A 24,464-nucleotide genomic window follows, 5' to 3' on the forward strand; every position below is an offset into this window, starting at 1 on the left:
TCGGCAGGGCGCCACGGAAACAAATTTGAGGTTTTACGAATGGAAGACTTTTTGGATGCATGCCAGGCAGCAGTGAAGGGCAACGAGCCCAAGACCCTGGCTGCAAAGATGGGTGTTCCACACGTTGGCCTGCTCCAGCGCGCAAACCCAGACAACGAAGCTCACCACCTGACCGTGGAGCATCTGTTCGGGATCTTGCTGCATACCGGCGACATGCGCCCACTTGCGGTGCTGGCCGCCGAGTTCGGCTTTGACCTGGTGGCGAAGACCGAGCCCAAGCCCGAGGCCCTAACCAAGTCGCTGATCAATGTGGCGAAGGAAGTGGCCGACCTGACCATCGCCGTCCATGAGGCGCTTGGCGACAACCACGTCAGCACCTTCGAGAAGAACCTGATCCGCCAAGAGATCAGTCACGTTCGCCAGAGCCTCGACGTGATGGGTGCGTCGGTTAAGGCCGCCTGAATTTCAGACATAAAAAAGCCACCGGACGAGGGTGGCTTTTTCTACAGCGGTAAACAACTGGAGCGAATCATGCACCAACACACAGAATCGATCAATAGCCCCACCAATCTCGCGCCACGTTTTCCGCAATCTGAAAACGTGGCGCGTAATTCCTCAGTGATTCCGTTCGACTTCGACGGCGCCGCAATCCGGGTCATCACCGATAAGCTCGGCGACCCGTGGTTTGTCGCCCGCGACGTTGCCGACGCCCTTGGCTACTCCAAGCCAGAGAACGCCGTAGCCCGCCACTGCAAGGCTGCGACCACTACCCCGAAACAGGGTGGTGGTTTCCTGACCATCATCCCGGAGCGCGACCTATACCGGTTGGTGATGAAGTCAAAGCTGCCGGCTGCTGAAAAGTTTGAAGAGTGGGTGGTGGACCAGGTACTGCCGAGCATCCGCAAGACCGGATCCTTTTCCGCTCAAGGCCCTAACAACTCCAAGATCGTCGGAGAGCTGGCCATCCTGGAATGCTTCGACCGCCTGTTGAGGCCTGCCAACTCCAGCAAGATGCTGATGCTGGCCAAGATCGCCGCCAACAACGGACTGGATGCCAAGTTCCTCCCAGGCTATGCCGTGGACACCGCGCCAGATGCCGCTGGCGGCTCATCGATGCCTACCAAGGCAATCACCGCCCTGATCAAAGATCACGCCATCGCCAGCACTCCGCGCGCTTTCAACATTGCGCTGAAGGCCCACGGCTTCCTGACTCTGCTACAGCGCAAAAATTCCAAGCAGGAGATGGTGGACTTCTGGTCCGTGACCGAGAAGGGCATGGCATACGGCAAAAATCTCACCAGCCCTCAATGCCCCCGCGAAACGCAGCCTCACTGGTACGTGGATCGCTTTCTTGAATTGGCCGCAAAGGTCGGGAAGGCCTGACATGCAATACACCGTCACGATTAATCAGGTGAAGGCGTTGGAGTGGGGCCTGAATTCTCAGCAGGCCCTGCTGTTCGCCTTCGTCTACGGCTGCCCGAGCTGGACCAAGCCAATCAAGACTGATGACGGGATCTTCTTCGCGCTGAGCAAGGCCAAGATCATCGAGGAGCTGCCGCTACTCACTGATAAACCGGATACCGCTTACCGCATGTTGAAGGCCCTGGAAGAGGCCGGTTTGATTGAGCTTCGCCCTGAAGCATTCCGACTCACCGAAAAAGGCTGTGAGTGGAACCCGGACCGTATGGGCCACGTCACCGCGCACCAACCACCGGTCCTCCCGCCCCGGCGCAGGACGAAAAAGAAACCAATCCCTTCTGGCTTGCGTGCTCGGGTATTCGCCCGCGACGGTCACGCGTGCTTGCGCTGTGGCTGCTCGGTGCTGATGCGCTTGAGGGCTGATCACGTCGTACCTGAAAGCCAAGGTGGAGAGGCTTCCTTGGGCAACCTCCAGACCCTTTGCATGTCCTGCAATAGCTGGAAGGGCGTGCGGACGATTGATTTTCGCGCGCTCGCCGGAGGTGCAGCATGAGCATGGGGCTTATGGTTGCCGCAATGAAGCTTCGCGTTGGTAATCCTCTGCGCAAGCTGGTGCTGATCAAGTTGGCCGACAACGCCAGTGACGTAGGCGAGTGCTGGCCCTCCTATCAGCACATCGCCGATCAGTGCGAGATCAGTAAGCGTTCTGTCATGAACCACATCACCGCTCTGTGTGAGGCGGGACTGTTGCGCAAGGAGATCCGGAAGGGTGGCCCAAAAGGGAATTCGTCGAACGTTTACTTCCTGACCCTCGAAGGGGGTGGTGCACCTCCTGCACCAGGGGTAGTGCAGCAGATTCACCAGGGTAGTGCAGCAGGTTCACCCCCTAGTGAATCTCCTGCACCAGGGGGTAGTGCAGCAGCTGCACCCAGAATCAGTAACTCTCTTGAACCAGTCATGGAACCGGTCATTGAACCAATTACGCCCCAGGCTACCGCCAAGGTCGTGACGGGGCAGGTCGTGCAATTCGTTCCGCAGCAACCACGAGTTGAGATTCCTGCTGACATGCCGGGGCCGAAGGATCAGGCCTGCAAGACCTTCAAAGTTTGGGCCAACTATGCCATGGCTTACCGCAAGCGCTACAGCGCTTGGCCGGTGTGGAACGCCAAGGCTGGCAAGCAGATGGCGTTGCTCGTCGACAGACTGGGCGCCGACGTAGCCCACCACGTCGCCGCTCACTTCCTGAAAACCAGCGATGCCACCGTCCTGCGCAAGTGCCACAGCCTCAACGAGCTGCTGGCCAACGCCGAGAGTTACCACACCCAGTGGGTGACCGGGCAGCGCATCAACGGCACGACGGCCCGCCAGATGGAACGGACCGAGGCAAACCTTTCCGCAGCAGAGCAGGCCGCCCAGATGGTTCTGGCCAAGCGCCAAGCAGGTGACCGCAATGAATACCTTTGAAATGAACGACCAGCAGGTCGCCGGGCTTGCTGCCGCCATCTGCGCGACTGCCGAGGCCATGGGCCAGGAAATGAACCCCGGTACTGCCGCGATGATGGCCGAAGACCTCTGTGCCTACCCGGTGCCCGTCGTCAAGGCAGCGTTGAAGGCGTGCCGCTTCGAGGTGAAGGGCAAGCTGGCGATGGCTGACATCCTGCAGCGTGTCCAGACCTCCGACGGCCGCCCCGGGAAGGACGAGGCCTGGGCCATCGCCATGACCACCAACGATGAATTTGAAACCGTGGTGCTGACCGACGAGATCCAGCTGGCTCTGGCTGCTGCGAAGCCCATCTTGGATGGCGGCGACAAAATCGGTGCGCGCATGGCGTTCATTGATGCCTACCAGCGGGTTGTGGGCCAGGCCCGCGAGGATGCGAAGCCGGTCAACTGGCACGTTTCCGTCGGTTTCGACGCCAATCGGCGCATCCAGGCTGTGACCAAAGCGATTGAACTGAAGCGCATCCCGCGTGAACACGGGCAGAAGTACCTGGAAGACCTGAGCATCGAGCCAATTACCGAAGACGGTCGCGCCATCGCGGGGTTGCTCACCGGTACGGTCACCAGGCTAGAGCCTGCGCTTCGCCAGAAGCTGGAGCTGGTGAAGAGCTCGATGTTGGAAATGCAGAAGGCCAGCGAAGAACGGAAGCTCGAAATGCGGATTGAGGCTGCCAATGAGTTGGCGGATCGCCGGGCGCTGCTGATCAAACAGGTCCAGGAATTGGAAGAAAAGAGGGCGGCGCAATGACCAAGCCAGCGAAACCTCGCCCAATGCCCGTGTACCTGGTGCTGCGCCGCCTGATAGATCCTGCCACCGGTAAGGAGGTAGCGGCGTTCGTGCCGTCCTCCGACGCTGACCGGTCGATCCTGCGCGAGCGTGAATTCAAGATGAACGCGAAGATCCGGGCCGACCTCAAGCAGCCGCGCAATCCACGGTTCAATGGTTTAGTACACGGCTTGGGCCGGGTACTGAGCCAGAATATCGACCGGTTCTCTGGCAAGCAGTCCCACGACGCAATCAAGGCCCTGCAACTGGAGTCGGGCGTGTACTGCGATGAGGAGGCGTTCGACATCCCGGGCCTGGGCCAGCTCACCCGCAAGACACCCCGCAGCCTTTCCTACGACTCGATGGGGGAGGAGACATTCCAAGACTTCTGGCGCCAGTGCTGCGCGTACCTGGTGCTGCATGACTGGCCGACGCTCACGGAAGAGCGCCTGACCGAAATGGCAGAGTTTGAAGCATTCAAGGAGGCCGCATGAAGCGCACCCCGTTACAACGCAAAACCCCACTCACGTCCGGTGGGCCACGCCGCAAGCGTTGCCCGTCATGCCGAGTGATGTTCACACCGGTGCGTGGCTCCCAGGCCGTCTGCGGGGAGATCGAGTGCGCCATCGCACACGGCAAGTCCGAGAAGGGACGGGCGATCGCCAGGAAAGCCCTGGCAGAAGTAGGGCGTCGCGAGATCAAGGTCCGCAAGGAGAAGCTGAAGAGCAGGGCGGACCATCTGCGCGAGGCCCAGGCCGCGGTGAACGAGTACGTCCGCCTGCGTGACGCGCACCTACCGTGCATCAGCTGCGACTCCACGCCGAACGACAAAGACCTCATGACCGGCAGCCGTTGGGACGCCGGGCACTATCGATCAGTGGGCGCCTGCCCAGAGCTGCGCTTCGAGCCGCTGAACATCCACCGTCAGTGCGTGAAGTGCAACCGCAACCTGTCCGGCAACGTCGTGGAGTACCGCATTCGCCTGGTGCAGCGTATCGGCGCCGAAAAGGTCACTTGGCTGGAAGGTCTACACCCGGCCTGCAAGTACACCGTGGAAGAGATCAAGGCCATCAAGGCCAAATACCGTGCAATGACCAGAGAGCTGAAAAAAGGGGAAGCGGCATGACCTATCGCAACGTTGTTTCCGCAGTGGTTCGGGCGCTTGCGGCCGAGACTATCACCTCCGCCGGCGGTTGCGACTTTGAGCCGAAGGTGCAGTGTGCCAAGCAGAAGGGGGAGATAGTTGGCAAGGAGGCCGCCTTCCTCCAAGACTGCTGGGTGTTCGGCCGGCTGCACAAGTCCCTGTCTGCCGAGCACTGGCGCGCCCTGGTGGCGAAGTTCTCCACCCACGCCGAGCGCAAGCACGCGGCCATTGCTGAGCTGACACGTGTGATGCGTTCGCCGGCGCCGGAAAGGTTCCTGCACTGCGCCGTGGTTACTTGGGCGTTGCCTCGGCTTGCTGGTGTCGACGGAAAGCGCTCCACCAACGTGTTGCCGGCCGGCTGGTATGAGATGGACAACTGGTCGAATGAGCCGCACCCGATCAAGACCCAGGAGCGGTGGAGGCGTGACATTCGCAAGGCGTTGGAAAGCAGCGTAGACCTGGCCTTGGTTGAGGCCCAGCACATTCTCGAGCTAGAAGGCCTTGTGATATCAGAAGTTGCTTGACGACGAGTGAGCCAATGAGCCATTATCTACCCATCCTGTCGTACTTGCGCATGTAGGTGACGCAAGCGACAAAAAAACCCGGCCACTGCGTCGGGTTTTTTATTGTCTAAGTTTCCCCAAGCCCTCAGAGCCTCTGATTTATCACGCTGATGAGGGACCTATTCAGGGCCTCGACATTGATCGGGGCTTTTCGTTTTCGGCTCCACCACGCCCATTGCTCCGAGCTGGGAGTGCTGTGTGAGTCGATTCAATTCCGCAGGTCATGGCCTGTCGTATCCCTAACTCCCTGACGGGGAGGAACCGAGATGTCCAATATGCCAGACAAACCAGACACCTGGCTCATCGTGCTTGCATGGCTGAGTCAGCATTCGCCGACGCTTTATGCCGCAGGACTATCTGCCTTGATGGCTGGTATCAGGATCATCTATGGCGGAGGGACCCGGCGCCAGGCTCTGCTCGAGGCGGCGATCTGCACCTTGATCACGATTGGCCTGATCCCGGTCCTTGAGTACTTCGGGCTGCCGCAGAACCTTGCGACGGCTGCAGGGGTGTTTATTGGATTCCTGGGCGTTAAGAAGCTGGCCGACTTTGCTGATCGGGTCGCCGAGTTCAAATTTCCCAGGCGCGGTGCGGGACAGTAATCCGCGCCACGTTTTCAAATGCGCCAAATTGTGGCGCTAGATTTGAGGTAGACATGAGCATCAAGAAGACGCTGATCCACTTCAACGACATCACGCTCACCTTGTCGGCGGATGATCTGAAGGCCGCATTGATCGCCAAGTATGGTGATTCCGCCATAGAGGTGTTGGGCGATGGTGTGATCCTTCAGAACGCCACCTATTCCACGTATTGCCCGGATGACGGCGTGAAGTTCACCTTTGCTCAGCCTCTGGAAGGGCACAACAAGTGAGCAACGTCACCCGGCTTCGCCACGCGCTGCCGTTGGGCCAAGACATTAACGCTGCGGTAAGTGCCCTCGACAAGGCCATTGCCGATGCTGTGGATGCTGCCAAGGCAGCCGGGCTGCCCCAGGGGCTGATCGTAAGCTTGCTCCACGGCCACGCCCATGCGCAAACCCACCAGATGGTGTGCCAATGACCGCTGAAGTCCACGACATCGCCGACCACCGCCCGCACCTTATGGTGGTAGCCAGTGATGGTGTCCACGTTCTCCCGCGCGAGCTTATCCAATCGGTGGTTGAGGGCAAGAAGCCGTCGGTCATCCTGACCGAGTTGGTGGTGCGGCGAATCATTGAAGAGTGGCTACAACAGGTGACGGCATGAACATGAAGCTCGTTGAGCTCAAGCGTGAGGGGTGGCGCGATGCTGCCAAGACGCTACGAAAGATTGCTGAAGACCTCGATGCCGGCGAGCATCCCGAGTGCACAGTTGGCGTTTTAACGCTGATCGACCCCAAAGGCCAGGTCACGGTATTTGGCCTTGGGCCCAAGTGCGACGACCTGCAGTGCTTGGGGGCCATGCGTCTGGGTGAGCAGAAGCTGATTGATGTGCTTCTGGATAACGCGGAAGGGTAGGTGTGCCGCAGGGTTAGTGCGGCGGGGATGGTCCGTTACTTTTTGTTCATTATTAAAACAACAGCTTCCACTTCAGCTCTGATGCTACTGGTTTGGCCTTGGAAGTGAATGGTGCCCCTCGGATAGATATTAATCACAAGCCCATCTGGAAATACAAACTGCAGAGCGCCAACAGAATTAGGGACTAATTGAGTAGCCTCCGGGTAAGTAGTACCCAGATGCTGGATGAGCGTCCGCGGGTCCGTGCATGACATTACCATCTGCTACTCCTTAGCCGGTTGAGCGTCATATTTTCAGTTATCCATACTCTAGTACAAGTTTGGAGGTTGTCTGTGAGCAGGCCAATGCCTCCAACGTCACTACTGGAACTGTTTGAGCTATCCGATTTCGGTATTCGCCTGACTCCTGCCCCTGAGGTGTGGGACTGGGTCCAAGCCGAGATCCTTGCCGACACCGGCAGCATTCACAACGAAGACCATGCCCACCTACTGGATGCAGACATCCGGGTCATGTGGGCGTCGTCGAGCTTCGAGAAGCAGGGCAGAACAGTCCTGGGCCAGGCGGAGCAGGTAGCGTTCCGCGCGGGTGGGTGGCAGAAAGCCCGGATGGAGCAACAGATGCGTGATTGGTTCGGCGACGTGCCGGCCTTCATCATCACCCTGGCTGCTGACTACTGCGCTCAGTGCAGCGACCTTGAGTTCTGCGCCCTGATCGAGCACGAGCTTTACCACCTAGCTCACGCGACCGACAAGTACGGTCAACCAGCATTCACCCAAGACGGTGCACCGAAGATCAAGTTGCAGGGCCACGACGTCGAAGAGTTCGTCGGTGTTGTCCGCCGCTACGGTGCAAGCCCTGACGTTCAAGCGTTGGTGGATGCTGCAAACAGTCCTGCTGAGGTGGGGAAATTGAACATTGCGAGGGCCTGCGGAACCTGTCTGCTGAGATCGGCCTGATTCTTGACAGGCTCTAGACGGATGAGAATTTATGGCAGCCCTGAAAAATGAGGTGAAGAGCTTCATCGTTCAGGCGCTGGCGTGCTTTGACACCCCATCCCAGGTGGTGGAAGCCGTCAAGAACGAATACGGGGTTGTGGTGAGCCGCCAGCAGGTGGAGACGCACGACCCAACCAAGTCCGCGGGGAAGGGGCTGGCGGTGAAGTGGGTGACCCTGTTTCACGACACTCGCAAGCGCTTCCGAGAAGAGACCGCCGAGATCCCGATCGCCAACCGCGCCTATCGGCTTCGTGGCCTGGGGCGAATGGCTGAAAAGGCCGAGAGCATGCGCAACCTGGCGCTGACCGCGCAGTTGTACGAGCAGGCCGCCAAGGAGGTGGGCGACGTTTACGTGAATCGCCGCCTCGAACCTGAGAAACCTCTGGGCTCCCAAGCGGACCAGCAGCACGCCGTTGCTGAGTACACCTTGGAGCCTGATGAGAATGTCCCCGCTACCCCGTACCTTTGACCCGCCGGTGAAGCTGACGCCCAAGCAGGCGAACATATATTGCTGGGGCTTTCAGCCTGAGGCCCGCTTCCGCGACGCGGTGTGTGGCCGCCGTTTCGGCAAGACGTTCCTGGGCAAGGCCGAAATGCGCCGTGCCGCTCGCCTTGCTGCTGAGTGGGGTGTGAGTGTTGAGGACGAGATCTGGTATGGCGCGCCGACGTTCAAACAGGCCAAGCGCGTGTTCTGGCGGCGCCTGAAGCAGGCTATCCCCGAAGCATGGCGTGCTCACCGCCCGAACGAGACGGAATGCTCGATCACCCTCAAGTCTGGCCACGTCATGCGGGTGGTGGGGCTCGACAACTACGACAACCTGCGGGGCTCCGGCCTGTTCTTCGTCCTGGTGGATGAATGGGCGGACTGCCCGTGGGCTGCATGGGAAGAAGTACTGAGGCCGATGCTGTCGACCTGTCAGTACACGATTCCGGGCGTCGGCGTGCGCAAAGGCGGCCATGCGCTGCGAATTGGTACTCCGAAGGGCTTCAACCACTGCTACGACACGTACCTGGACGGCAAGCCAGGTGGCGAGCCTGATCACAAGAGCTGGCAGTACACGTCATTACAGGGTGGCAACGTTCCTCCTGAAGAGCTTGACGCTGCCCGCCGCAAGATGGACCCGCGAACGTTCCGGCAAGAATACGAAGCCGGCTTCGAGAACTACGCAGGCGTCGTCTACTACACGTTCAATCGTACGGATTGCCGCACCAGCGAGCGAATCAAGCCAGGTGAGGCGCTGCATATCGGTATGGACTTCAACGTCATGAAGATGGCGTCCGTTGTCTACGTCGTTCGGGACGACCTGCCGCTGGCCCTGGATGAATTCCATGGGGTGCGCGACACGCCGGAGATGATCGAGAAGATTCAGACACGGTTCCCTGGTCATTCGGTGGCGGTCTATCCGGACGCCAGCGGGCAGAACACCAGCAGCAAAAACGCGAGCGAGTCCGACCTTTCGCTACTGAAGAAGGCCGGGTTCACGGTGGTCGTTGACTCAACGAATCCAGGCGTTAAGGACCGCGTTAATTCGGTGAACGCCATGTTCCTGAACACTTACGGTGAGCGCCGGCTGAAGGTCAACATTGACCAATGTCCACAGCTGATGCTCTGCCTCGAACGACAGACGTACACCGACAAGGGTGAGCCGGACAAAGACCCGAAAAAGGGTCACGACCACATGAACGACGCCGCCGGCTACTTCATTGCCAAGCGCTACCCGATCAAAACACGCACAGGCGGAACACGCCGAATTGGAGGCTTGACCTGATGCCAGTGCAATCGACAAACCCCGACTACGACGCGCACATCGCGGAGTGGGAGATGATGGACGACGCGCTCGAGGGTGAGTGCGCCGTGAAGCGCAATGACCGCAACCTGCCCAAGCCGAGCGGTATGGTCGAGGCGGAAAAGCTCGACGCCGCGGGTAACAAGTACCTGTATGAGAACTACACGAACCGGGCTCAGTACGAGCATTGGGTGCGTGACTCGTTGCGTTCGATGATGGGTCTGGTCTCGCGGCTTATACCTGAGATCCAACTACCTGCCGGCCTGAAGGGGTTGGAGGACAACGCCACAGCCGACGGCTTCGGCCTGAAGCAGCTTTTCTTCCGCATGGTGCGCCAGGCTATTTCCCATGGTCGGGTGCCGCTGGTGGTGAACATCGATGACCGCGGCGAGCCGTACTTCTCGACGTACGCCACACGCAACGCCATCAACTGGGGCACCGCTGATCAAGGCGGTCGGCAAGACCTGGTCCTTTCGGTGTTCCGGGAATTCCGAAAAAAGGGCGGGGACCGATACAGCCATGACTGCGACACGGTGTTCCGTGAGTTCTTCATGCTCAACGAGGTCTGCTACACCGCCGTGCGGAATGAAGGCGGCGAGCTGGTCGAGGACGAAAAGCCGCTGGGCACAACAGGAACTGACAACCGTCTGGTTAAAGGCCTGTCGTACTTGCCGGTGATCTACTGCGGCTCGACCGACAACTCGCCGGACGTCGACGAGGTGCCGCTGCTGACCATGGCCCGGGCCGCGCTGAAGTCCTACCAGTTGAGCGCTGACTACTTCACCTCACTGCACCAGACCAGCCACCCGCAGCCGTGGGTTTCTGGCCTGGATGAGGCGGTGGAGCTGAGTGTCACCGGCCCATCGGCGGCATGGGACCTTGGTCCGAATGGCGAGTGCGGTTACCTGGAATTCCAAGGCGCCGGTATCGAAGCAGTGCGCAAGGCCATGGATGACCAGAAGAACGCGGCGCTTGAGGCCGGTGCGAAGGTCATGGATGTAGCCGGCACAGAGTCGGGTGAGGCGCGCAAGACGCGTCAGAACGACCAGCACGCCACACTGCACAGCATCGTCATCACGGTGGCCGAGGCGGTGGAGCAGGGCCTGCGATACGCCGCCGAGTGGAAGGGCTATGACCCCAAGCAGGTCAAGTTCAAGGTTAACCCTGAGTTCGTGACCCCTGTGGTCGACGCCCAGGTGCTTGCCGAACTTCTCAAGGGCGTGATGGCTGGAACTGTCAGCGCAGACACTTATTGGCAGTACCTCACCACCGGCAAGCTGCCGGACCGCCCATACGACAAAGAGGCCGAGCTGATCAGCGATGAGCGCGAGTCGGCCGGCATCAACCTGGACAACGACGATGCCATCGACAAACCTGGTGCAGGCGGACAGCCAACTGCTGGAGCAGACGACCCGCCACTCGGTGATGCTGGAGCGACTTAAGGCCGGCGAGGTCAAGAAGTTCGAGAAGTACCTGCGCCAGATCGACAAGCTGGTGCGGGATCAACTCACCCGCAAGGAACTGACCACCTACAGCCGGGACCGCCTTGAGCAGTTCCTGGCCCGGGTCGACGGAAAGCTGCTGGAGATCTACAAGGCCTACGGCGACCTGATGCAGGCTGATCTGGTCGATATCGCGCTGTACGAGTCAACCTTCGAGGCTAAAAGCCTGAGCAATGCACTCTCCATCGATGCGGTGGTGCCGACCAACACGGTGATCCGTGCGGCGGTGTTCTCCTATCCGCTTCAGGTAAAGGGCATCGACGGCGGCAAGCTGTTGAAGAGCTTTGTCAGCGGCTGGACGCGGACCGAGACGATGCGCGTCACGAACACGATCCGGCTGGGCTTCGGCCAGGGCCAGACCAATTCCCAGATCATCCAGGCGATTCGCGGCACCGCGGCGCAGAACTTCACGGACGGCGTCCTGGCGGTGAGCAACCGCAATGCTGCCGCCGTGGTGCAGACGGCAATCCAGCACGTAGCCACCACGGCACGAATGGAGACGCTAAAGGCCAACAGTGACGTGGTTCTGGGCTATCGCTGGGTGTCGACGCTCGACCGCAAGACCTCGCAGCAATGTAAGGGCTTGGATGGGATGCGTTTCGACCTGGGCAAAGGTCCGCTGCCGCCGGCGCACATCAACTGCCGGTCAACTACGGTGCCGACCACCAGGCTTTCGGAGATGTTCGCGAAGGACGCCACGCGCGCCACGGTGGGCGATAACGGCGGGGCCCAGGTCGACGCAGGCCTGAATTATTACGAGTGGCTGGCAACGCAGCCGGCGAGCTTCCAGGATCATGCCCTCGGGCCGGTCCGGGGTAAGTTGTTCCGTGATGGTGGCCTGACGCCGGAGAAGTTCGCCAAGTTGCAGCTCGACAAATCGTTCAAGCCGCTGACGCTGGCGCAGTTGAAGGAAGCAGAGCCTGACATGTTCACCCGAGCAGGCGTTACACTCGGCGTTCAACCAGATTGAGATGGCGCATGCAGATCATCGTTGAGGACGGGAAGGGCAGGCCAGACGCAAATAGCTTCGTGCCCCTGGAGAAGCTGACCTTCTACCGCGACTACTACGGGTTCCGTATACCTGAAGCTGAGGCTGACCAGGTCGAACTGCTGCTGCGCGCTGCGGCCGACATCAACGGTCGCCAGTGGAAAGGGCGCAAGGCCAGGCCTGAACAGGCGATGGCCTGGCCCCGGCGTGACTGCAAGATCGAATACCAAACGCTTTCCGAGACATTCGTGCCCTTTGAGCTGGAATGGGGCCAGGTACGGCTGGCGGTCGAGCTGTACGCCGCCGAGCAGGACCTCCAGATCGAAGAGCCGACCCACTGCACTGAACCCAATGGCCGGCGCACGCGGCTCAACCGCGATACGCCAGGCTTTCGCATGCGGCCGCCGCCATACGCACCGAGCAGGACGCAATTCGCCGATTACCTGGTCTTGCGCGGACTCCGCTTGGTGGAAAACGGAAAGCGTTTGTAGGTTTTCTGGTGAGGGAGTACGCTGGATTTGCGATGTCAAGTCGCCATCCCATTACTCAGCCTGTGCGCAGGCCGGAGAAGACATTATGAAGCCCGAATACAAAATTCGTGAAGTTACCCGCTACGTAATCACCAGGCATGACGGGACATCTACGCAAGCCTTGGTTGAAGCTGACAGTAAAAAAGCTGCGCAATCTATTCTCTCCGCGCTAATCGAACAATCTGACCGACATGACGCATTATTGGATATCAGCATTGAAGCGCTCGGTATCCAGAAGCGCTGGCGGATGTCGTTGCTCAATGAGGGCATCAAGACTGTTGGAGACCTACGCAATTTATCAGGTAAAGACCTCGCTAGTTTTCCGAGCATAGGACTGGCAGGCAGGGTAGCTATTCAAGTTGCTGTCGCGCCATATGGCGGTCTACGCCAAGACTGAAAATAATTCTGAGTTACCAATAACCTCGGCCATGCCGGGGTTTTTTTATGCCTGCAAAGCGGGCCGACCAAACCCAAGGGGTGCACCAAGTGGCAGACGAAAACCAGATTGATCTTGAAGACCCGGCAGTTCAGACCGCCATTGCTGCAGCTGTAGAGGCGGCGACCCTGGGCCTCAAGAACAAAAATACCGAGCTGCTTGGCTCGCTCCGGACCACCAAAACCGAACTGGACGGCTTCAAGTCCCAGTTTGAAGGCCTGGACATCGCCGCCGTGAAAGGGCTGCTGACCAAGGTTGGCCAGGATGAAGAGACCAAGCTGATTGCCGAGGGCAAGCTGGACGAGGTCATCACCCGCCGTACCGAGCGCCTGCGCACCGACTACGACACCAAGCTGGCCGCCGAGAAGGCTCGCGCCGACAAGGCCGAGCAATTCGCCGCCAAGTACAGCGACAAGGTGTTGGCCGATTCCATCCGCGCTGCTGCCATCAAGGCCGGCGCGCTCCCTGAGGCTGCCGAGGACATCATCCTGCGCGCCCGGGGCACTTTCAAACTCAGTGAAGACGGCGAGGCGATTGCCACCGACCGTGACGGCGAGGTCGTTTACGGGAAGGACGGGAAAACCCCGCTGTCGCCGCTCGAATGGGCGGAATCTCTGCGTGAAACAGCAACACACCTGTGGCCAAGGGCTCAGGGTGCCGGGCAGACCGGCGACAACGGTGGCAAGGCCACGAAAAAGTGGGGTGAGTACACGGAAACCGAACGCGCTGCGATCGCCCGTGACAACCCTGAGCTCTTCAAGAAAATCCAGGCCACCAAAGGAACCTAATCCATGGCAACTACCCAACTGACCGACATCTTCGTCGGCGACTACTACGCCTCCCTGGCACCGGTTAACAGCCCGGAAAAGACCGCTGTGTACGAGTCGGGCATTGTGACCCGCTCGCCTGTGCTGGATGCGATCGCTTCCGGCAGCCAGGGCACCGCCGAGATCAGCTACTGGCAGGATCTCAACGCTGATGAAGCTCCCAACATCAGCAACGACGACCCGAACGACCAGGGTGAAGTCGGCAAAGTCACCCAGGACAGCATGCGTGCCCGCGTCCTGTACCTCAACAAAGGCTACGGCGTCACTGACCTGACTGCTGAGCTGGCGAACACCGAACCTCAGCAGCAGATCCGCAACCGCTTCGGCACCTACTGGACCCGCCAGTGGCAGCGTTACACCCTGGGCGCGGCTCGCGGCATCATCGCCTCGAACATCGCGAACAACGGCGGTGACATGGTCATCGACGCGGGTGCGACCATCAGCGCGAATGCCTTCCAGGATGCTGCGTTCACCGCCGGCGATGCGGCTGACCAGTTCGGCGCGATCGGCGTGCACTCGGTGGTGATGAACCAGATGGTCAAGCAGGACCTCATCGAGTACCTGCGCGACTCCGACGGCAAGATCATTCTGGCCACCTACCTCGGCAAGCCAGTGTTCATGGACGATGCCCTGGTGTATGGCGCGGGTAAGTACCTGTCTGTGTTTTTCGGCCAGGGCGCGTTCGGTTATGGCGAAGGCACGCCGAAGGTTCCGGTAGAACTGGAGCGTAAGCCCGGCGGCGGTAACGGCGGCGGTGCCGAAGTGCTGTGGGAGCGGAAGACGTACATCCTCCAGCCTGCCGGCTTCAGCTGGAAAGGTTCCGAGGCTCAGAACCTCAGCCCAACCGCGACTCAGTACGCAGCCGCCGCGAACTGGCAGCGTGTATTCAGCCGCAAGCAGGTCCCGTTCGCCGCCGTCATCAGCGGTACTACCACGCCGTAATCCGGCCCACACAACCTTGCGCCTTTATGGGCGCCGGGGTGCTTTTGAGGTGACTCATGAAAGTGATCTATACGAACAAGCCGGGCAAAGAGCGCGGCGTGTGCTACCGCCTGCTGAGCGAGTTCTTCGGCGTGATCGGCGCCGCAACCGAGGTGGTGGTCGACGGCGATGCCCCGGATATCTTCGATGCCTACCAAGCGGCCGGCATCAAGGTTTCCGATGGCGAGGAGCAGGAAACCCCGGAAACCGACCCTCTGAAAATGAAGGTCCCCGAGCTGAAAGAGTGGCTGACCGCCAAGGGCATTGCCTTCGACGCAACCGCCAAGAAAGAAGACCTGCAGGCCCTGGTGCCGGCGGAATAAGGACAAGCACATGACCGACTTCATCACCGTTGCCGATGTTGACGCCCAGCTCGGTCCTGACTGGGCCGGCACCGGTGATCCGGTCCTTGCTGTGGCCATGGCCAATGCCTGGCTCACAGCCAAGATTAAGCGGGCTGTTCCCGGTCCGGTCCCGGCCGAGATCAAAACAGCCGGCGCCCAGGTCGCCAAAGAGGCAGCGGCGGGCAAGCTGTACACTGCTACGCAGAAGGAAGTGCAGAGCAAGACGGTATCGGCTCAGTCCGGCACGTCTGTGAGCAAGACCTACGTGGCGGGCTCAACCGATCAGTCGGCGGGCGTGAACTTCGCCCTGGCGCTGCTCGCGCCGTGGATCAAGCGCTCCGGCGTAATGATGCTGAAGAGGATCTGATCATGGGCATGCGCGAAGAGATCCAGGCTGAATTGGCCGAGTCGTTCGATGATCCCGATGGCCTGGCCGACGCGGTAAAGCCGGTGACAGGCGTACGCAAGGTCGCTGGCGAATGGGACCCTGATCTGGGCGGCGAAACGCCGGAGACCACGGTGACGTACGCAGGGCGCGGTGTTCTAGGCAGCTACCTGTCCAAGGAGATCGACGGTTCGCTCATCCAGACCACCGACAAGAAGCTTCTGGTGCTGCAAAACGAGCTATTCGTGTCCGAGGCCGGGGTGCCAACGGCGGTCCCAGCAGCGCCGGCCATTGGCGATATCGTCAACGGGTTGCGGGTGATGAACGTCTCTGCGGACCCTGCTGACGCGACGTGGACGGCGCAACTGAGGAAATGATATGGCGACCCAATCCGGCAGCTTCGCCTTGAGCTTGGCCGAGTTCGCCACCCAGGCCAGCGAAGCCATCGACGCGAGCGTACGTGAGATCATCATCGAGGTCGGCAGCAGCCTGATTCGCATGTCTCCCGCGGGCAACCCGGAGATCTGGGCGCAGAACGTCGTAGCGACTCAGTACAACAAGGCGGTAGGCGATCACAACAGCGCGCTGCGTAGTGACCCGGCGAATCTCACCAAGGCCGGCAGGCTCAAGAAGGGTCGCAAACTCAACGATGGCATGGACATCAAGGCTCCCGAGGGCTACGTCGGCGGTCGGTTCCGTGCGAACTGGCACATATCGCTCGGCGTGGTCGAGAATGTCACCTTCGACGAGGTTGACCCCAGCGGCGCCGAAACCACTGCCGCGCTGGTCGCTGCAATGAGCGACTTCACCGCCGGCCAGATGGCCTACATCATCAATAACTTGCCCTACGCGATCCCTCTGGAGTTCGGTCATTCCACCCAGGCCCCCGGCGGCATGGTCCGGGTCACCGTGGCTCGCTTCCAGCAGATCGTGCTGGAGGCCATCAGGAGTAACCAGGTATGAGTCACGCAATCATCGCTTCGATCTACGAGGCCAAGCTCATCGCCTGGAACGCTGCCAGGTCAGAGAAGCTCAAGATCGTTTTCGAGAACATGGCCTACACGCCGGCGGCAGGCGAGACCTACCTGCGGGCCTTCACTATCCCGGGCGACACCGCGAGCAACACGCTCGGCGGTGATCACCGGCTGTTCACCGGTGTGTTCCAAGTGAGCATCATCGCGCCGGCGGGCACCGGCAAGACCAAGACGAACCCGATAGCAGCTGAACTGACAGATCTGTTCCCGCTGTACGCCAGGGACACCAAGGGCCCGGTCACCTTGGTGACGATGTCGCCGGTCGACCAGGGCCCCGGTATTACCGGCGATTCCACCTATACCGTCCCGGTCTCGTTCTTGTACCGAGCCGACACGGACTGATCCCGCCCGTTGGGCAAACCCACGAACCCGCCATCGAGCGGGTTTTTTCATATCTGCAAAGAGGAAATACCAATGGGCTACAAAATCCCGAACGGCGGCACCTTCCAGCACGCTGCAACCTATGCGGCTGCTCTGGCGTTTGCCAGCATCACCAACGCCGCTGAGGCAGTGGCCACCGTTGTCGGCGGCACCCTGGCTGCGGGCGACATCGTCCTGCTCACTTCTGGCTGGAGCAAGCTGGATAGCAAGGTCGTGCGCGTGAAGGCGGCGACTGCTACTGCAATCACCCTGGAAAGTATCGACACTACCGACACCCAGGCCTTTCCTTTCGGTGGTGGCGCCGGGACCATGCGCAAGGTGCTGACCTGGGTTCAGATCCCGCAAATCTCCGATGTGGCCTTCTCCGGTGGCGAGCAGAACTACCTCGACGTGGTTTTCCTCGAAGACGACCAGGGCAAGCAGATTCCCACCGATAAGTCGGCTGCCAGCATGGTACTGACCCTCGCCGACGATCCGATTCAAGACTTCAACAAGGTGTTGATGAAGGCCGATGCGGGCAAGCAGGTCGAGGCCGCACGTTTGAACCTGCCGGGCAATGACACGCTGCTGTACGGCGCCTACACGTCGTTCTCCAAACAGCCGGCGGTGTCTCGTAACAACCTGCTGACGCGCACCGTCAACCTGGCACTGCAGGCCGAGCCGACTCGCTACCTGACTGCGGTGGTGTAACCCATGGCCAAGATCCGTATCGCGCAGAACGCCACTTTCGCTGCGCCAGTGCTGATTCCAATCGTCGGCAGCGCGCCTGAGAAGGTTGAGTTCACCTTCAAGTACCGGGATCGCGCCGAGCTTGCTGCTCTGTTCGATGAATGGAACGAGAAGCGGAAGAAGGCGCAGGCCGCATTGGGCGATAAACCGTCATGGTCAGAAATTGTGGCCGTGGATACCGAGCAGCAAACCCAGCAGATCAAGGATCTGGTAGTAGGCTGGGGCTTCGACGACGAATACAACGACGACAACATTGTTGCATTCGTGAAGTCCTGCCAGGGCGCCGCCGAGGCGGTCGTTAAAGCCCATGAAGGCGCATATAACCAGGCCCGCCTGGGAAACTAACCGACGCCGCCCGCGCCATGTATTCGCCGAGAGTGCCCGACGCGATTATCGGGATGTTCGGCCTTGCCCCTGGAGATTTGGTTGAGGAAGTGGAGGTTTGGCCATGCAACTGGCCGGCCTTCCTCCTTTTCAACCGCATGTCCACCCAGTGGCGAGCAGGCGCCGGCGGCGCGATCGGTCTCGACTACAGCTGCATCCGCGACGTGGCCGGGTTCCTCGGCATCAAGAAAAAGAAACTCGCTGAAATCTTCCCTGACCTTCAGGTGCTGGAAGGCGAAGCCCTGCGCGTTATGGCGGAGGAAAGGGAAAACAGCCCGTAACCACGGGCACTTATTCAAGGTGAGTCGATGAACATTGCAGAACTCGGCGTCAAGATCGACTCGGCCGATGCAATCCAGGCAAAAACCAACCTGGATGATATGGCGAAGGCCGGCGGCCGGGCCGAGCAGTCCGCCGTTTCGCTGATGAACGAAATGCAGGCCCTGGAGAAATCGCTTTCCACCAGCGCCAAGACTACCCAGGATCTGGCAAAGCAACGTGAAGCTCTCGCCAAGCTGACCAAGACCGGTGCCTATGGCGAGGCCGAGGCGGCGAAGATCTCCGCGCAGCTCGACAAGCAGCAGGTGGCCCTGGCCAAGTCTGCCCTGGACGAACAGAAGGCCCTGAACAGCCTGCTGGGTGCCATCGACCCGGCCCGCGCCGCACTGGCGAAGCTGGACACTCAGGTCGAGCAGCTTGGTAAGCACCTGGACGAGGGGCGCATCAGTCAGGACCAGTACAACAGCGCCCTGGGCAAGATCGACAAGGACTATGCCAAGCTCGAAAAAACCACTACCGGGTTCGACAAACTGCGCCTCGGCACCCGCCAGGCGCAGGAAAATGTCACGCAGCTTGGCAATGCGCTGTCCTCTGGTGACTGGGGGAGCGGTGTTCGTGCTGTTCTCCAGCTTGGCGCGGGTGCTGGTGCATCGGCTGCCGGCCTGTTGGCCATGCTGGCGCCTATTGCCCTGGCGACAGGCGCCGTCGCCGCTCTTGGGGTTGCCTACTACAAGGGCAGCGAGGAGCAGGACCGCTATAACAAGTCATTGGTCCTAACCGGCAATTACGCCGGAGCAACATCCTCATCGTTAGGGGGTATGGCGCGTCAGGTCAGCGACACCATTGGCACTACTGGGGCGGCAGCGGCGATTCTGGCACAACTGGCGGGCTCCGGTAGGATCGTGAGCAGTAGCTTCGAGCATATTGCGGTTGCTGCCTTGTCGTTTGAAAAGGCCACCGGAAAAGCGGCATCAGAAACCGTCGATGAGTTCGCCAAGCTGGCGGATGACCCGGTGAAGGCTGTCGTTGCGCTCAACGACAAGTACAACTTTCTCACTGCCGCCGTGTACACCCAAATTCGAGCCTTGCATGAGCAGGGTGACACTCTGGGTGCCCAGCAGTTGGCAGAGAGCGCCTACGCCGATGCTTTGATTCTGCGCGCGGATACCATCACCAGTAACTTGGGCGCAGTAGAAAGCGCCTGGAACTTGGTTAAGGGAGCCGCGAAGGGGGCATGGGACGCAATACTTGATATTGGGCGTGAAGAGACATTCGACCAGAAGTTTGAAAAGCTCGCGGATCGCCTGAATACGCTTCGCAACGCCAAGTCGAACCCCATGATCCTGGGCGAAAACCCAGACATGATGATGCTCAGCGGCGGCGAGTCAGGTGCCCAGAGCGACATTACCGCCCTGTTGCAGCAAGAAGTGGATGACAAGGCAAAAGCGCGACGGGAAATGTTTCAGGCCCAGGATATCCAAGAGGGAACTAAGGCCTATGAAACCCTGCAAAACAACCTTGACGCCACTGCATCAAAGTCCACGAAACTGACGAAGGCGCTTGAGGAAAATCAAAGGCGTATCGCTGCTGCGCGCCAGGCAGGCTACACGTTCACCGCAGCCGAGGAGGCGGCCCTAGAAAAGCAGACTCGCGACAAGTTCAAGGACTCGAAAACAGGCGGATCTTCGGCGGTCGACTTGGCCAGCTTCAACAGCGCCAAGAACGACCTGGCAGCCATCACTGACACCTACAAAAACCACCAGAAGGAACTGGAAGCGGCACAGAAGGCCGGCCTGCTGTCTGAGGAAGACTATCTGCTGCGGCGCCAAGCACTGATCGGCAATCAACTCGACCAAACCACGGTAGCCTACGAGGCCGAGATTGCCGCACTGGAGGCCGCCAAAGGCAAGAAGACCACCTCGGCAGCGCAAAGCATCCAGCTGGACCAGAAGATTGCAGACGCGCGCGCAGGGATGGTCAAGGCACAGAAGGATGCCGACAGCCAGCTGGAGGTTTTGGCGACCAATGAGGCTGGGCGTCTGGCCAAGCAGGAGCGGGCAATCAGCTCGTACGTGCAGGCGCTGGGGCAGCAACAGCGAGCCCTGGAGCTTGCGGGCCAGCGTGCAGTGCTCGGCGTTGGCCAGGGAGATCGGCAGAACGCGCTCAACGGTGAGCTGAACGGCCAGCAAGACCGGTTTGCTCAGCAGTCGCTGGATCTGGAAAACCAGCGTTCCGATCCGTCGCGCAACATGTCGGAGGAGGAGTTCAAGCGGAAGTCGCAGGCGCTCGCAGACGCGAACAAGGCTGCTACCGACCAGATCCGGCAGAACTACGCGGATGTGGAGGCCGCTCAGGGTGATTGGACGAAGGGCGCGACATCGGCCTGGGCCAACTATCTAGATTCGGCGCAAAACATCGCTGGCCAAACCAAGGCTCTGTTCGGTAATGCCTTCAGCTCCATGGAGGACTCGATCGTCAACTTCGCCATGACTGGCAAGGCGTCGTTTTCGGACTTCGCCAAATCGATCCTGGCAGATATGGCGCGCATCGCAACTCGGCAGGCCAGTTCGGCACTACTGGGAAGCTTAGTCGGCGCGGCGGCGAGTTATTTCGGCGGCAGCGTTGCCGGCGGCAATGGTCTGGCAGCCGGATCCGCTGGCGCGGCGTCGTCGAACCTTGGCGCGTCCGCCGGCGGCTACTCCGGCTCGTACTTCCCGCAAGCCATGGGCGGCGCTTGGTCGGGTGGTGTGCAGATGTTCGCCGACGGCGGTGCGTTTACCAACTCCATCGTCAGCAAGCCCACGGCGTTTGGCATGGCCAACGGCAAGACCGGGGTGATGGGCGAGGCCGGGGAAGAGGCGATCATGCCCCTGACCAGAACCTCCAGCGGTAAGCTGGGCGTAATGGCAATGGGCGGTGGCGGGGCGGATGCAACCCAGATCAATGTCGAAGTGCATATCGACGGTGAGGGGAGCGCATCGTCTTCCGCTGACGCGCCTGGCTACGACCTATTCGGTAAGGAGCTGGCCGCGTTCGTTGAGCAGAAGTATCAACAGATGCGCAACAAGGACATGGGCCAGGGCGGCGTCATCAACAAAGCAATCAAGGGGCGCTGATGGCAATCGAACGATTCACCTGGGCGACGGAAAAGGGCGCTGAGGGCGATATCGCCCAGCGCGTTCGCTCCAAGCAGTTTGGCGATGGGTACGAGCAGTCGGTCGAGGATGGCCTCAACAATCGGTCGCAATCCTGGCCCGTGACCTTCACGGGCGTGAAGGGACGCATCAAGGACATCATGGACTTCCTCGATCGCCACAAGGGGGCGAAGGGCTTCCTCTGGGAGCCGCCCCTTGGCGAGCTTGGCCTATACAAGTGCAACGGCTACAAGCCTGTGCACCGCGGCGGCCAGGTCTACGCCATCACCGCCACCTTCCAACAAACCTTTCACCCCTGAGATAACTGCCCATGGCACTGATCACGGACATCCAGAAACTGGAGCCCGGCGGCGAGATTCGCCTGTTTGAAATTGACGGGACCGAGTATGGCGCGGATTACCTGCGCTTTCATGGGCACGCCATTCCGCACACGCCCGAAGAGCTGCTGGCCTACGAGCATTCTGATGAGGATTTGCCGGCCAAGTCGATTTGGTGGCAGGGCGAGGAGTACGCGGCCTGGCCGGTGCAGATTGAAGGTATTTCTTCGAGCAGCGATGGCACAGCCTCTCGGCCGACTTTCGCAGCCGGTAACGTGAATGGGCGGGTTACTGCGCTTTGCCTCGCCTTCGAGGATCTACTGAAGTTCAAGCTGACGGTTCGCGAGACGTTGGCCAAGTACCTGGATTCAGCGAACTTCCCCGAGGGAAACCCAACAGCCGATCCGACCCAGGAAGCGCTGGAAATCTGGTACATCGACCAGAAAACCAGCGAGGACGGCGAGGCTGTGGTCTGGGAGCTGTCCTCGCCGGGCGAGATCGATAACCACGGTCTGCCAGGGCGCCAAATGACGACGTTCTGCCACTGGGCCATGACGGGGGGATACAGGGGCCCTGACTGTAACTACACGGGGACAGCGATGTTTGATGACGAAGACAACCCCACGGATGACCCGGCCAAGGATCAGTGCAAGGGCTGCCTCTCGTCCTGCAAGTTGCGCTATGGCGAGAGCAACGAGCTTGCTTTCGGTGGGTTCCCTGCCGTTTCCCTCATTGCCCGGAGCTGATCATGCGAAAACACGTCATTGCGGCCATCCAGACGCACGCGGCGGCGGAGTATCCGAAAGAGTGCTGCGGCCTGCTGTTGGCTGTTGGGCGGGCCCAGAAGTACTTCCCGTGCCGGAACATTGCCACGGAGCCGAGCGAGGAGTTCCGGCTCGATCCCGAGGACTACGCTGCGGCGGAAGACCTGGGTGAGGTTATCGGCATCGTTCACTCGCACCCGGACGCTACCAGCAGGCCTTCACCGCACGACCTGGCCATGTGCGAGGCCACGGCCTTGCCCTGGCACATTTTGAGCTGGCCCGAGGGCGACCTACGCACGATCACGCCGACCGGCCATACACCACTGCTCAATCGTCCGTTCGTGCACGGCACCTGGGACTGCTGGCAGGTCTGCGCTGATTGGTACCAGCGTGAGTGGGGGCTGGAGTTTGAAGCCTTCCAGCGCATCGATGGGTGGTGGGAGAGCGCGGAGAACGCGAGCCTGTACGAAGCGAACTACGAGGCCGCCGGCTTTGTGCGCGTTGACCGGCCGCAGCGCGGTGACATGATCGTTATGCAGGTCGGGCGAACAGCTCACCCGAACCACGCTGGCATATACCTGGGCACCGATCCGTCGCTACCGGGTGAAGAGTCCGGCACGTTCGGGCCAGGGCCATTCCTGTTGCACCACCTGTACGGCAGGCCGTCGGAAATCATCGTCTTCGGCGGCCCGTGGCATGACAGAACGCGCCTGATCCTCAGGCATAAAGATGCAAAACAACCATGACGCGGCAGGGCCGCTGGAGCAGGGCATGCAAACCTCGCAACGCTACATGCTGACCATTTACGACCTTTTCACCATTACCGACGCTGGTATCTGCGGTGCTGAAGCCGAAGTCGCCATTCTGGATGATGGTGTCGAGATTGATCGCATGAAATTCTCCGGCAAGTGCCAGAGCAAGGATGGCTACAGCCGCGCATACATAGGAACGCCAGGCCTTACCGCTGGCCTTGTGTCTGGTCCAGGCAGAATTGATTTTGCTGTGGCGCGGGCGTAGGGAGCCGCCGTCAGTTGTCGAGCATCTCCCGGCGCATCATGGCCTGGAATTTCGCCCTCTCGATCTTGCCGAAAGCCTCTGCCACTTCGAGTATCTGAGCGCCAAAGCTATCTTCATCTGGAGTGCCGGCCGCCGCTCTGGCTTTTTCCATAAGAGCATTCATTGCGCGGCTGTACTTGGCGCCTTCCATGGTGAGCCTGGCTATTTCCCTGTCCAGTTCATCAGCCTTTGCCACCTCAACCTCATCTAGAGTTCGAGGCGAGAAGCTGGTGGTGAGTCTGGAGATGATCTCAGCATGCAGTGAGCGCGAGCCTTTACGGGCGCTCTCCTCAAGCTGATCTCTCAACTCGGCAGGCATCCGAATTGGGTACGGGGAAATCTGGTGGCGGTCAGTCATGAATTGCTCGGGGTGGTTTTGCAATGCGGGCAGTATGCGCAATGACTCAATTAGGCTCAATGATCCTACTTGACTCTATTTATATCTGAGTTAATATGAGTCCACACACCAAGGAGGCAATCATGAAAGACGCGCACCAAGTTGCACCGTACAGCCTACGGATCGCAGAGCAACTTAAGGGGAAGGCAAAGCAGGAGGCACACGCCAATCGCCGAAGCCTCAACGCTGAGCTCGGACTTTTGATTGAGGAGGGTTTCAAGTGGCGGGAACAACAGAGCAAGCAGGCGGTAGCCTGAAACGAGGAAGCCCCGGCGTGCAGGCCAGGGCTTCAGGTAACGAGATCAA

The 24,464-nt window shown here is 60.1% G+C and carries 37 protein-coding genes and 1 pseudogene; 37 read left to right on the top strand and 1 reads right to left on the bottom strand.

The features are described 5' to 3' along the window. The first annotated feature begins 39 nt into the window (after positions 1-39). The 36 genes and pseudogenes from AC07W7_RS03615 (at position 40) to AC07W7_RS03790 (ending at position 23,722) form a co-directional block, all read left to right on the top strand. A complete protein-coding gene (locus AC07W7_RS03615; protein WP_495038716.1) occupies positions 40-462 on the top strand; it encodes a phage regulatory CII family protein in 423 nt (140 codons plus the stop codon). Positions 463-531: 69 nt separating this feature from the next. Beyond that, positions 532-1,383, top strand: a complete 852-nt coding sequence (locus AC07W7_RS03620) for a BRO-N domain-containing protein (protein WP_495038717.1) — start codon at positions 532-534, stop codon at positions 1,381-1,383. Between the two features lies 1 nt (position 1,384). Then, positions 1,385-1,678: pseudogene (locus AC07W7_RS03625) on the top strand (phage replication protein); the annotation flags it as partial. A gap of 6 nt (positions 1,679-1,684) precedes the next feature. Further along, positions 1,685-1,972 carry an HNH endonuclease gene (locus tag AC07W7_RS03630; RefSeq protein ID WP_495038827.1) on the top strand — a complete coding sequence of 96 codons (288 nt, stop codon included), beginning with the start codon at positions 1,685-1,687 and terminating at the stop codon, positions 1,970-1,972. Further along, the gene (locus tag AC07W7_RS03635) at positions 1,969-2,883 is read left to right on the top strand and encodes a helix-turn-helix domain-containing protein (RefSeq protein WP_169899350.1); all 915 of its coding nucleotides are present in this window, start codon (positions 1,969-1,971) and stop codon (positions 2,881-2,883) included. The genes AC07W7_RS03630 and AC07W7_RS03635 overlap by 4 nt, the downstream gene beginning before the upstream one ends. Beyond that, on the top strand, positions 2,870-3,667 hold the full coding sequence (locus AC07W7_RS03640) for a hypothetical protein (RefSeq protein WP_495038718.1): 798 nt from the start codon (positions 2,870-2,872) through the stop codon (positions 3,665-3,667). Before AC07W7_RS03635 ends, AC07W7_RS03640 begins: the two co-directional genes overlap by 14 nt. Then, entirely contained in the window at positions 3,664-4,179 is a 516-nt protein-coding gene (locus AC07W7_RS03645) for a hypothetical protein (protein ID WP_495038719.1), read from the top strand. The genes AC07W7_RS03640 and AC07W7_RS03645 overlap by 4 nt, the downstream gene beginning before the upstream one ends. Then, positions 4,176-4,811 (top strand): recombination protein NinG, encoded by a 636-nt coding sequence (locus AC07W7_RS03650; RefSeq protein WP_495038720.1) that lies wholly within the window; start codon positions 4,176-4,178, stop codon positions 4,809-4,811. The genes AC07W7_RS03645 and AC07W7_RS03650 overlap by 4 nt, the downstream gene beginning before the upstream one ends. Beyond that, the gene (locus tag AC07W7_RS03655) at positions 4,808-5,353 is read left to right on the top strand and encodes a hypothetical protein (RefSeq protein ID WP_495038721.1); all 546 of its coding nucleotides are present in this window, start codon (positions 4,808-4,810) and stop codon (positions 5,351-5,353) included. Before AC07W7_RS03650 ends, AC07W7_RS03655 begins: the two co-directional genes overlap by 4 nt. Positions 5,354-5,658: 305 nt before the next feature. After that, complete coding sequence (locus AC07W7_RS03660) at positions 5,659-5,994, top strand: phage holin, lambda family (RefSeq protein WP_169899548.1); 336 nt, start codon at positions 5,659-5,661, stop codon at positions 5,992-5,994. A 53-nt stretch (positions 5,995-6,047) separates the two neighbouring features. Further along, positions 6,048-6,263 (top strand): hypothetical protein, encoded by a 216-nt coding sequence (locus AC07W7_RS03665; protein WP_495038722.1) that lies wholly within the window; start codon positions 6,048-6,050, stop codon positions 6,261-6,263. Next, a complete protein-coding gene (locus tag AC07W7_RS03670; RefSeq protein WP_495038723.1) occupies positions 6,260-6,451 on the top strand; it encodes a hypothetical protein in 192 nt (63 codons plus the stop codon). Before AC07W7_RS03665 ends, AC07W7_RS03670 begins: the two co-directional genes overlap by 4 nt. Beyond that, positions 6,448-6,636, top strand: coding sequence for a hypothetical protein (locus AC07W7_RS03675; protein WP_495038724.1), 189 nt, complete (start codon positions 6,448-6,450; stop codon positions 6,634-6,636). Before AC07W7_RS03670 ends, AC07W7_RS03675 begins: the two co-directional genes overlap by 4 nt. Then, entirely contained in the window at positions 6,633-6,887 is a 255-nt protein-coding gene (locus tag AC07W7_RS03680) for a hypothetical protein (protein WP_495038725.1), read from the top strand. The genes AC07W7_RS03675 and AC07W7_RS03680 overlap by 4 nt, the downstream gene beginning before the upstream one ends. 332 nt (positions 6,888-7,219) lie before the next feature. Continuing rightward, positions 7,220-7,843 carry a putative metallopeptidase gene (locus AC07W7_RS03685; protein ID WP_495038726.1) on the top strand — a complete coding sequence of 208 codons (624 nt, stop codon included), beginning with the start codon at positions 7,220-7,222 and terminating at the stop codon, positions 7,841-7,843. 31 nt (positions 7,844-7,874) lie between these two features. Further along, positions 7,875-8,351, top strand: coding sequence for a DUF2280 domain-containing protein (locus AC07W7_RS03690; RefSeq protein ID WP_038440814.1), 477 nt, complete (start codon positions 7,875-7,877; stop codon positions 8,349-8,351). Next, positions 8,326-9,651, top strand: a complete 1,326-nt coding sequence (locus AC07W7_RS03695; RefSeq protein WP_495038727.1) for a phage terminase large subunit family protein — start codon at positions 8,326-8,328, stop codon at positions 9,649-9,651. Before AC07W7_RS03690 ends, AC07W7_RS03695 begins: the two co-directional genes overlap by 26 nt. Continuing rightward, positions 9,651-11,111: a DUF4055 domain-containing protein gene (locus tag AC07W7_RS03700; protein WP_495038728.1), complete on the top strand. Its 1,461-nt coding sequence runs from the start codon at positions 9,651-9,653 to the stop codon at positions 11,109-11,111. The genes AC07W7_RS03695 and AC07W7_RS03700 overlap by 1 nt, the downstream gene beginning before the upstream one ends. Then, positions 11,029-12,141: a minor capsid protein gene (locus tag AC07W7_RS03705; RefSeq protein WP_495038729.1), complete on the top strand. Its 1,113-nt coding sequence runs from the start codon at positions 11,029-11,031 to the stop codon at positions 12,139-12,141. The genes AC07W7_RS03700 and AC07W7_RS03705 overlap by 83 nt, the downstream gene beginning before the upstream one ends. Positions 12,142-12,149: 8 nt before the next feature. Beyond that, the gene (locus AC07W7_RS03710; protein ID WP_495038730.1) at positions 12,150-12,650 is read left to right on the top strand and encodes a DnaT-like ssDNA-binding protein; all 501 of its coding nucleotides are present in this window, start codon (positions 12,150-12,152) and stop codon (positions 12,648-12,650) included. An 85-nt stretch (positions 12,651-12,735) separates the two neighbouring features. After that, positions 12,736-13,086 (top strand): DNA-directed RNA polymerase subunit alpha C-terminal domain-containing protein, encoded by a 351-nt coding sequence (locus AC07W7_RS03715; RefSeq protein WP_495038731.1) that lies wholly within the window; start codon positions 12,736-12,738, stop codon positions 13,084-13,086. An 89-nt stretch (positions 13,087-13,175) separates the two neighbouring features. Then, positions 13,176-13,913 carry a hypothetical protein gene (locus AC07W7_RS03720; protein ID WP_047280233.1) on the top strand — a complete coding sequence of 246 codons (738 nt, stop codon included), beginning with the start codon at positions 13,176-13,178 and terminating at the stop codon, positions 13,911-13,913. Between the two features lie 3 nt (positions 13,914-13,916). Next, entirely contained in the window at positions 13,917-14,894 is a 978-nt protein-coding gene (locus AC07W7_RS03725) for a major capsid protein (protein WP_003218352.1), read from the top strand. 56 nt (positions 14,895-14,950) lie between these two features. Beyond that, positions 14,951-15,256: a HeH/LEM domain-containing protein gene (locus AC07W7_RS03730; RefSeq protein WP_495038732.1), complete on the top strand. Its 306-nt coding sequence runs from the start codon at positions 14,951-14,953 to the stop codon at positions 15,254-15,256. A gap of 10 nt (positions 15,257-15,266) precedes the next feature. Continuing rightward, positions 15,267-15,644, top strand: a complete 378-nt coding sequence (locus AC07W7_RS03735) for a hypothetical protein (protein WP_495038733.1) — start codon at positions 15,267-15,269, stop codon at positions 15,642-15,644. A 2-nt stretch (positions 15,645-15,646) separates the two neighbouring features. Further along, on the top strand, positions 15,647-16,039 hold the full coding sequence (locus AC07W7_RS03740; protein WP_495038734.1) for a hypothetical protein: 393 nt from the start codon (positions 15,647-15,649) through the stop codon (positions 16,037-16,039). 1 nt (position 16,040) lies between these two features. After that, on the top strand, positions 16,041-16,625 hold the full coding sequence (locus AC07W7_RS03745; RefSeq protein WP_495038735.1) for a hypothetical protein: 585 nt from the start codon (positions 16,041-16,043) through the stop codon (positions 16,623-16,625). Beyond that, positions 16,622-17,038: a phage tail terminator-like protein gene (locus tag AC07W7_RS03750; protein ID WP_495038736.1), complete on the top strand. Its 417-nt coding sequence runs from the start codon at positions 16,622-16,624 to the stop codon at positions 17,036-17,038. The genes AC07W7_RS03745 and AC07W7_RS03750 overlap by 4 nt, the downstream gene beginning before the upstream one ends. A gap of 72 nt (positions 17,039-17,110) precedes the next feature. Further along, complete coding sequence (locus tag AC07W7_RS03755; RefSeq protein ID WP_495038737.1) at positions 17,111-17,767, top strand: phage tail protein; 657 nt, start codon at positions 17,111-17,113, stop codon at positions 17,765-17,767. Between the two features lie 3 nt (positions 17,768-17,770). Continuing rightward, positions 17,771-18,151 (top strand): phage tail assembly chaperone, encoded by a 381-nt coding sequence (locus AC07W7_RS03760; protein WP_032880702.1) that lies wholly within the window; start codon positions 17,771-17,773, stop codon positions 18,149-18,151. A gap of 17 nt (positions 18,152-18,168) precedes the next feature. Beyond that, on the top strand, positions 18,169-18,471 hold the full coding sequence (locus AC07W7_RS03765; protein ID WP_495038738.1) for a DUF1799 domain-containing protein: 303 nt from the start codon (positions 18,169-18,171) through the stop codon (positions 18,469-18,471). Positions 18,472-18,498: 27 nt separating this feature from the next. Further along, positions 18,499-21,585: a phage tail tape measure protein gene (locus AC07W7_RS03770; RefSeq protein ID WP_495038739.1), complete on the top strand. Its 3,087-nt coding sequence runs from the start codon at positions 18,499-18,501 to the stop codon at positions 21,583-21,585. Then, positions 21,585-21,923, top strand: a complete 339-nt coding sequence (locus AC07W7_RS03775; RefSeq protein WP_495038740.1) for a phage tail protein — start codon at positions 21,585-21,587, stop codon at positions 21,921-21,923. Before AC07W7_RS03770 ends, AC07W7_RS03775 begins: the two co-directional genes overlap by 1 nt. A gap of 11 nt (positions 21,924-21,934) precedes the next feature. Beyond that, positions 21,935-22,687, top strand: a complete 753-nt coding sequence (locus AC07W7_RS03780; RefSeq protein ID WP_495038741.1) for a phage minor tail protein L — start codon at positions 21,935-21,937, stop codon at positions 22,685-22,687. A gap of 2 nt (positions 22,688-22,689) precedes the next feature. After that, a complete protein-coding gene (locus AC07W7_RS03785) occupies positions 22,690-23,451 on the top strand; it encodes a C40 family peptidase (protein WP_495038742.1) in 762 nt (253 codons plus the stop codon). Continuing rightward, positions 23,435-23,722: a hypothetical protein gene (locus tag AC07W7_RS03790; protein ID WP_495038743.1), complete on the top strand. Its 288-nt coding sequence runs from the start codon at positions 23,435-23,437 to the stop codon at positions 23,720-23,722. Before AC07W7_RS03785 ends, AC07W7_RS03790 begins: the two co-directional genes overlap by 17 nt. Positions 23,723-23,732: 10 nt before the next feature. On the opposite strand, the gene AC07W7_RS03795 is transcribed toward AC07W7_RS03790, so the two are convergent. Further along, complete coding sequence (locus tag AC07W7_RS03795) at positions 23,733-24,119, bottom strand: Arc family DNA-binding protein (RefSeq protein ID WP_495038744.1); 387 nt, start codon at positions 24,117-24,119, stop codon at positions 23,733-23,735. Positions 24,120-24,241: 122 nt separating this feature from the next. Between AC07W7_RS03795 and AC07W7_RS03800 the strand changes: the two genes are divergently transcribed. Next, entirely contained in the window at positions 24,242-24,415 is a 174-nt protein-coding gene (locus AC07W7_RS03800) for a hypothetical protein (RefSeq protein ID WP_495038745.1), read from the top strand. Positions 24,416-24,464: the final 49 nt, after the last annotated feature.

Source organism: Pseudomonas sp. GW821-FHT01D09, assembly GCF_059422465.1.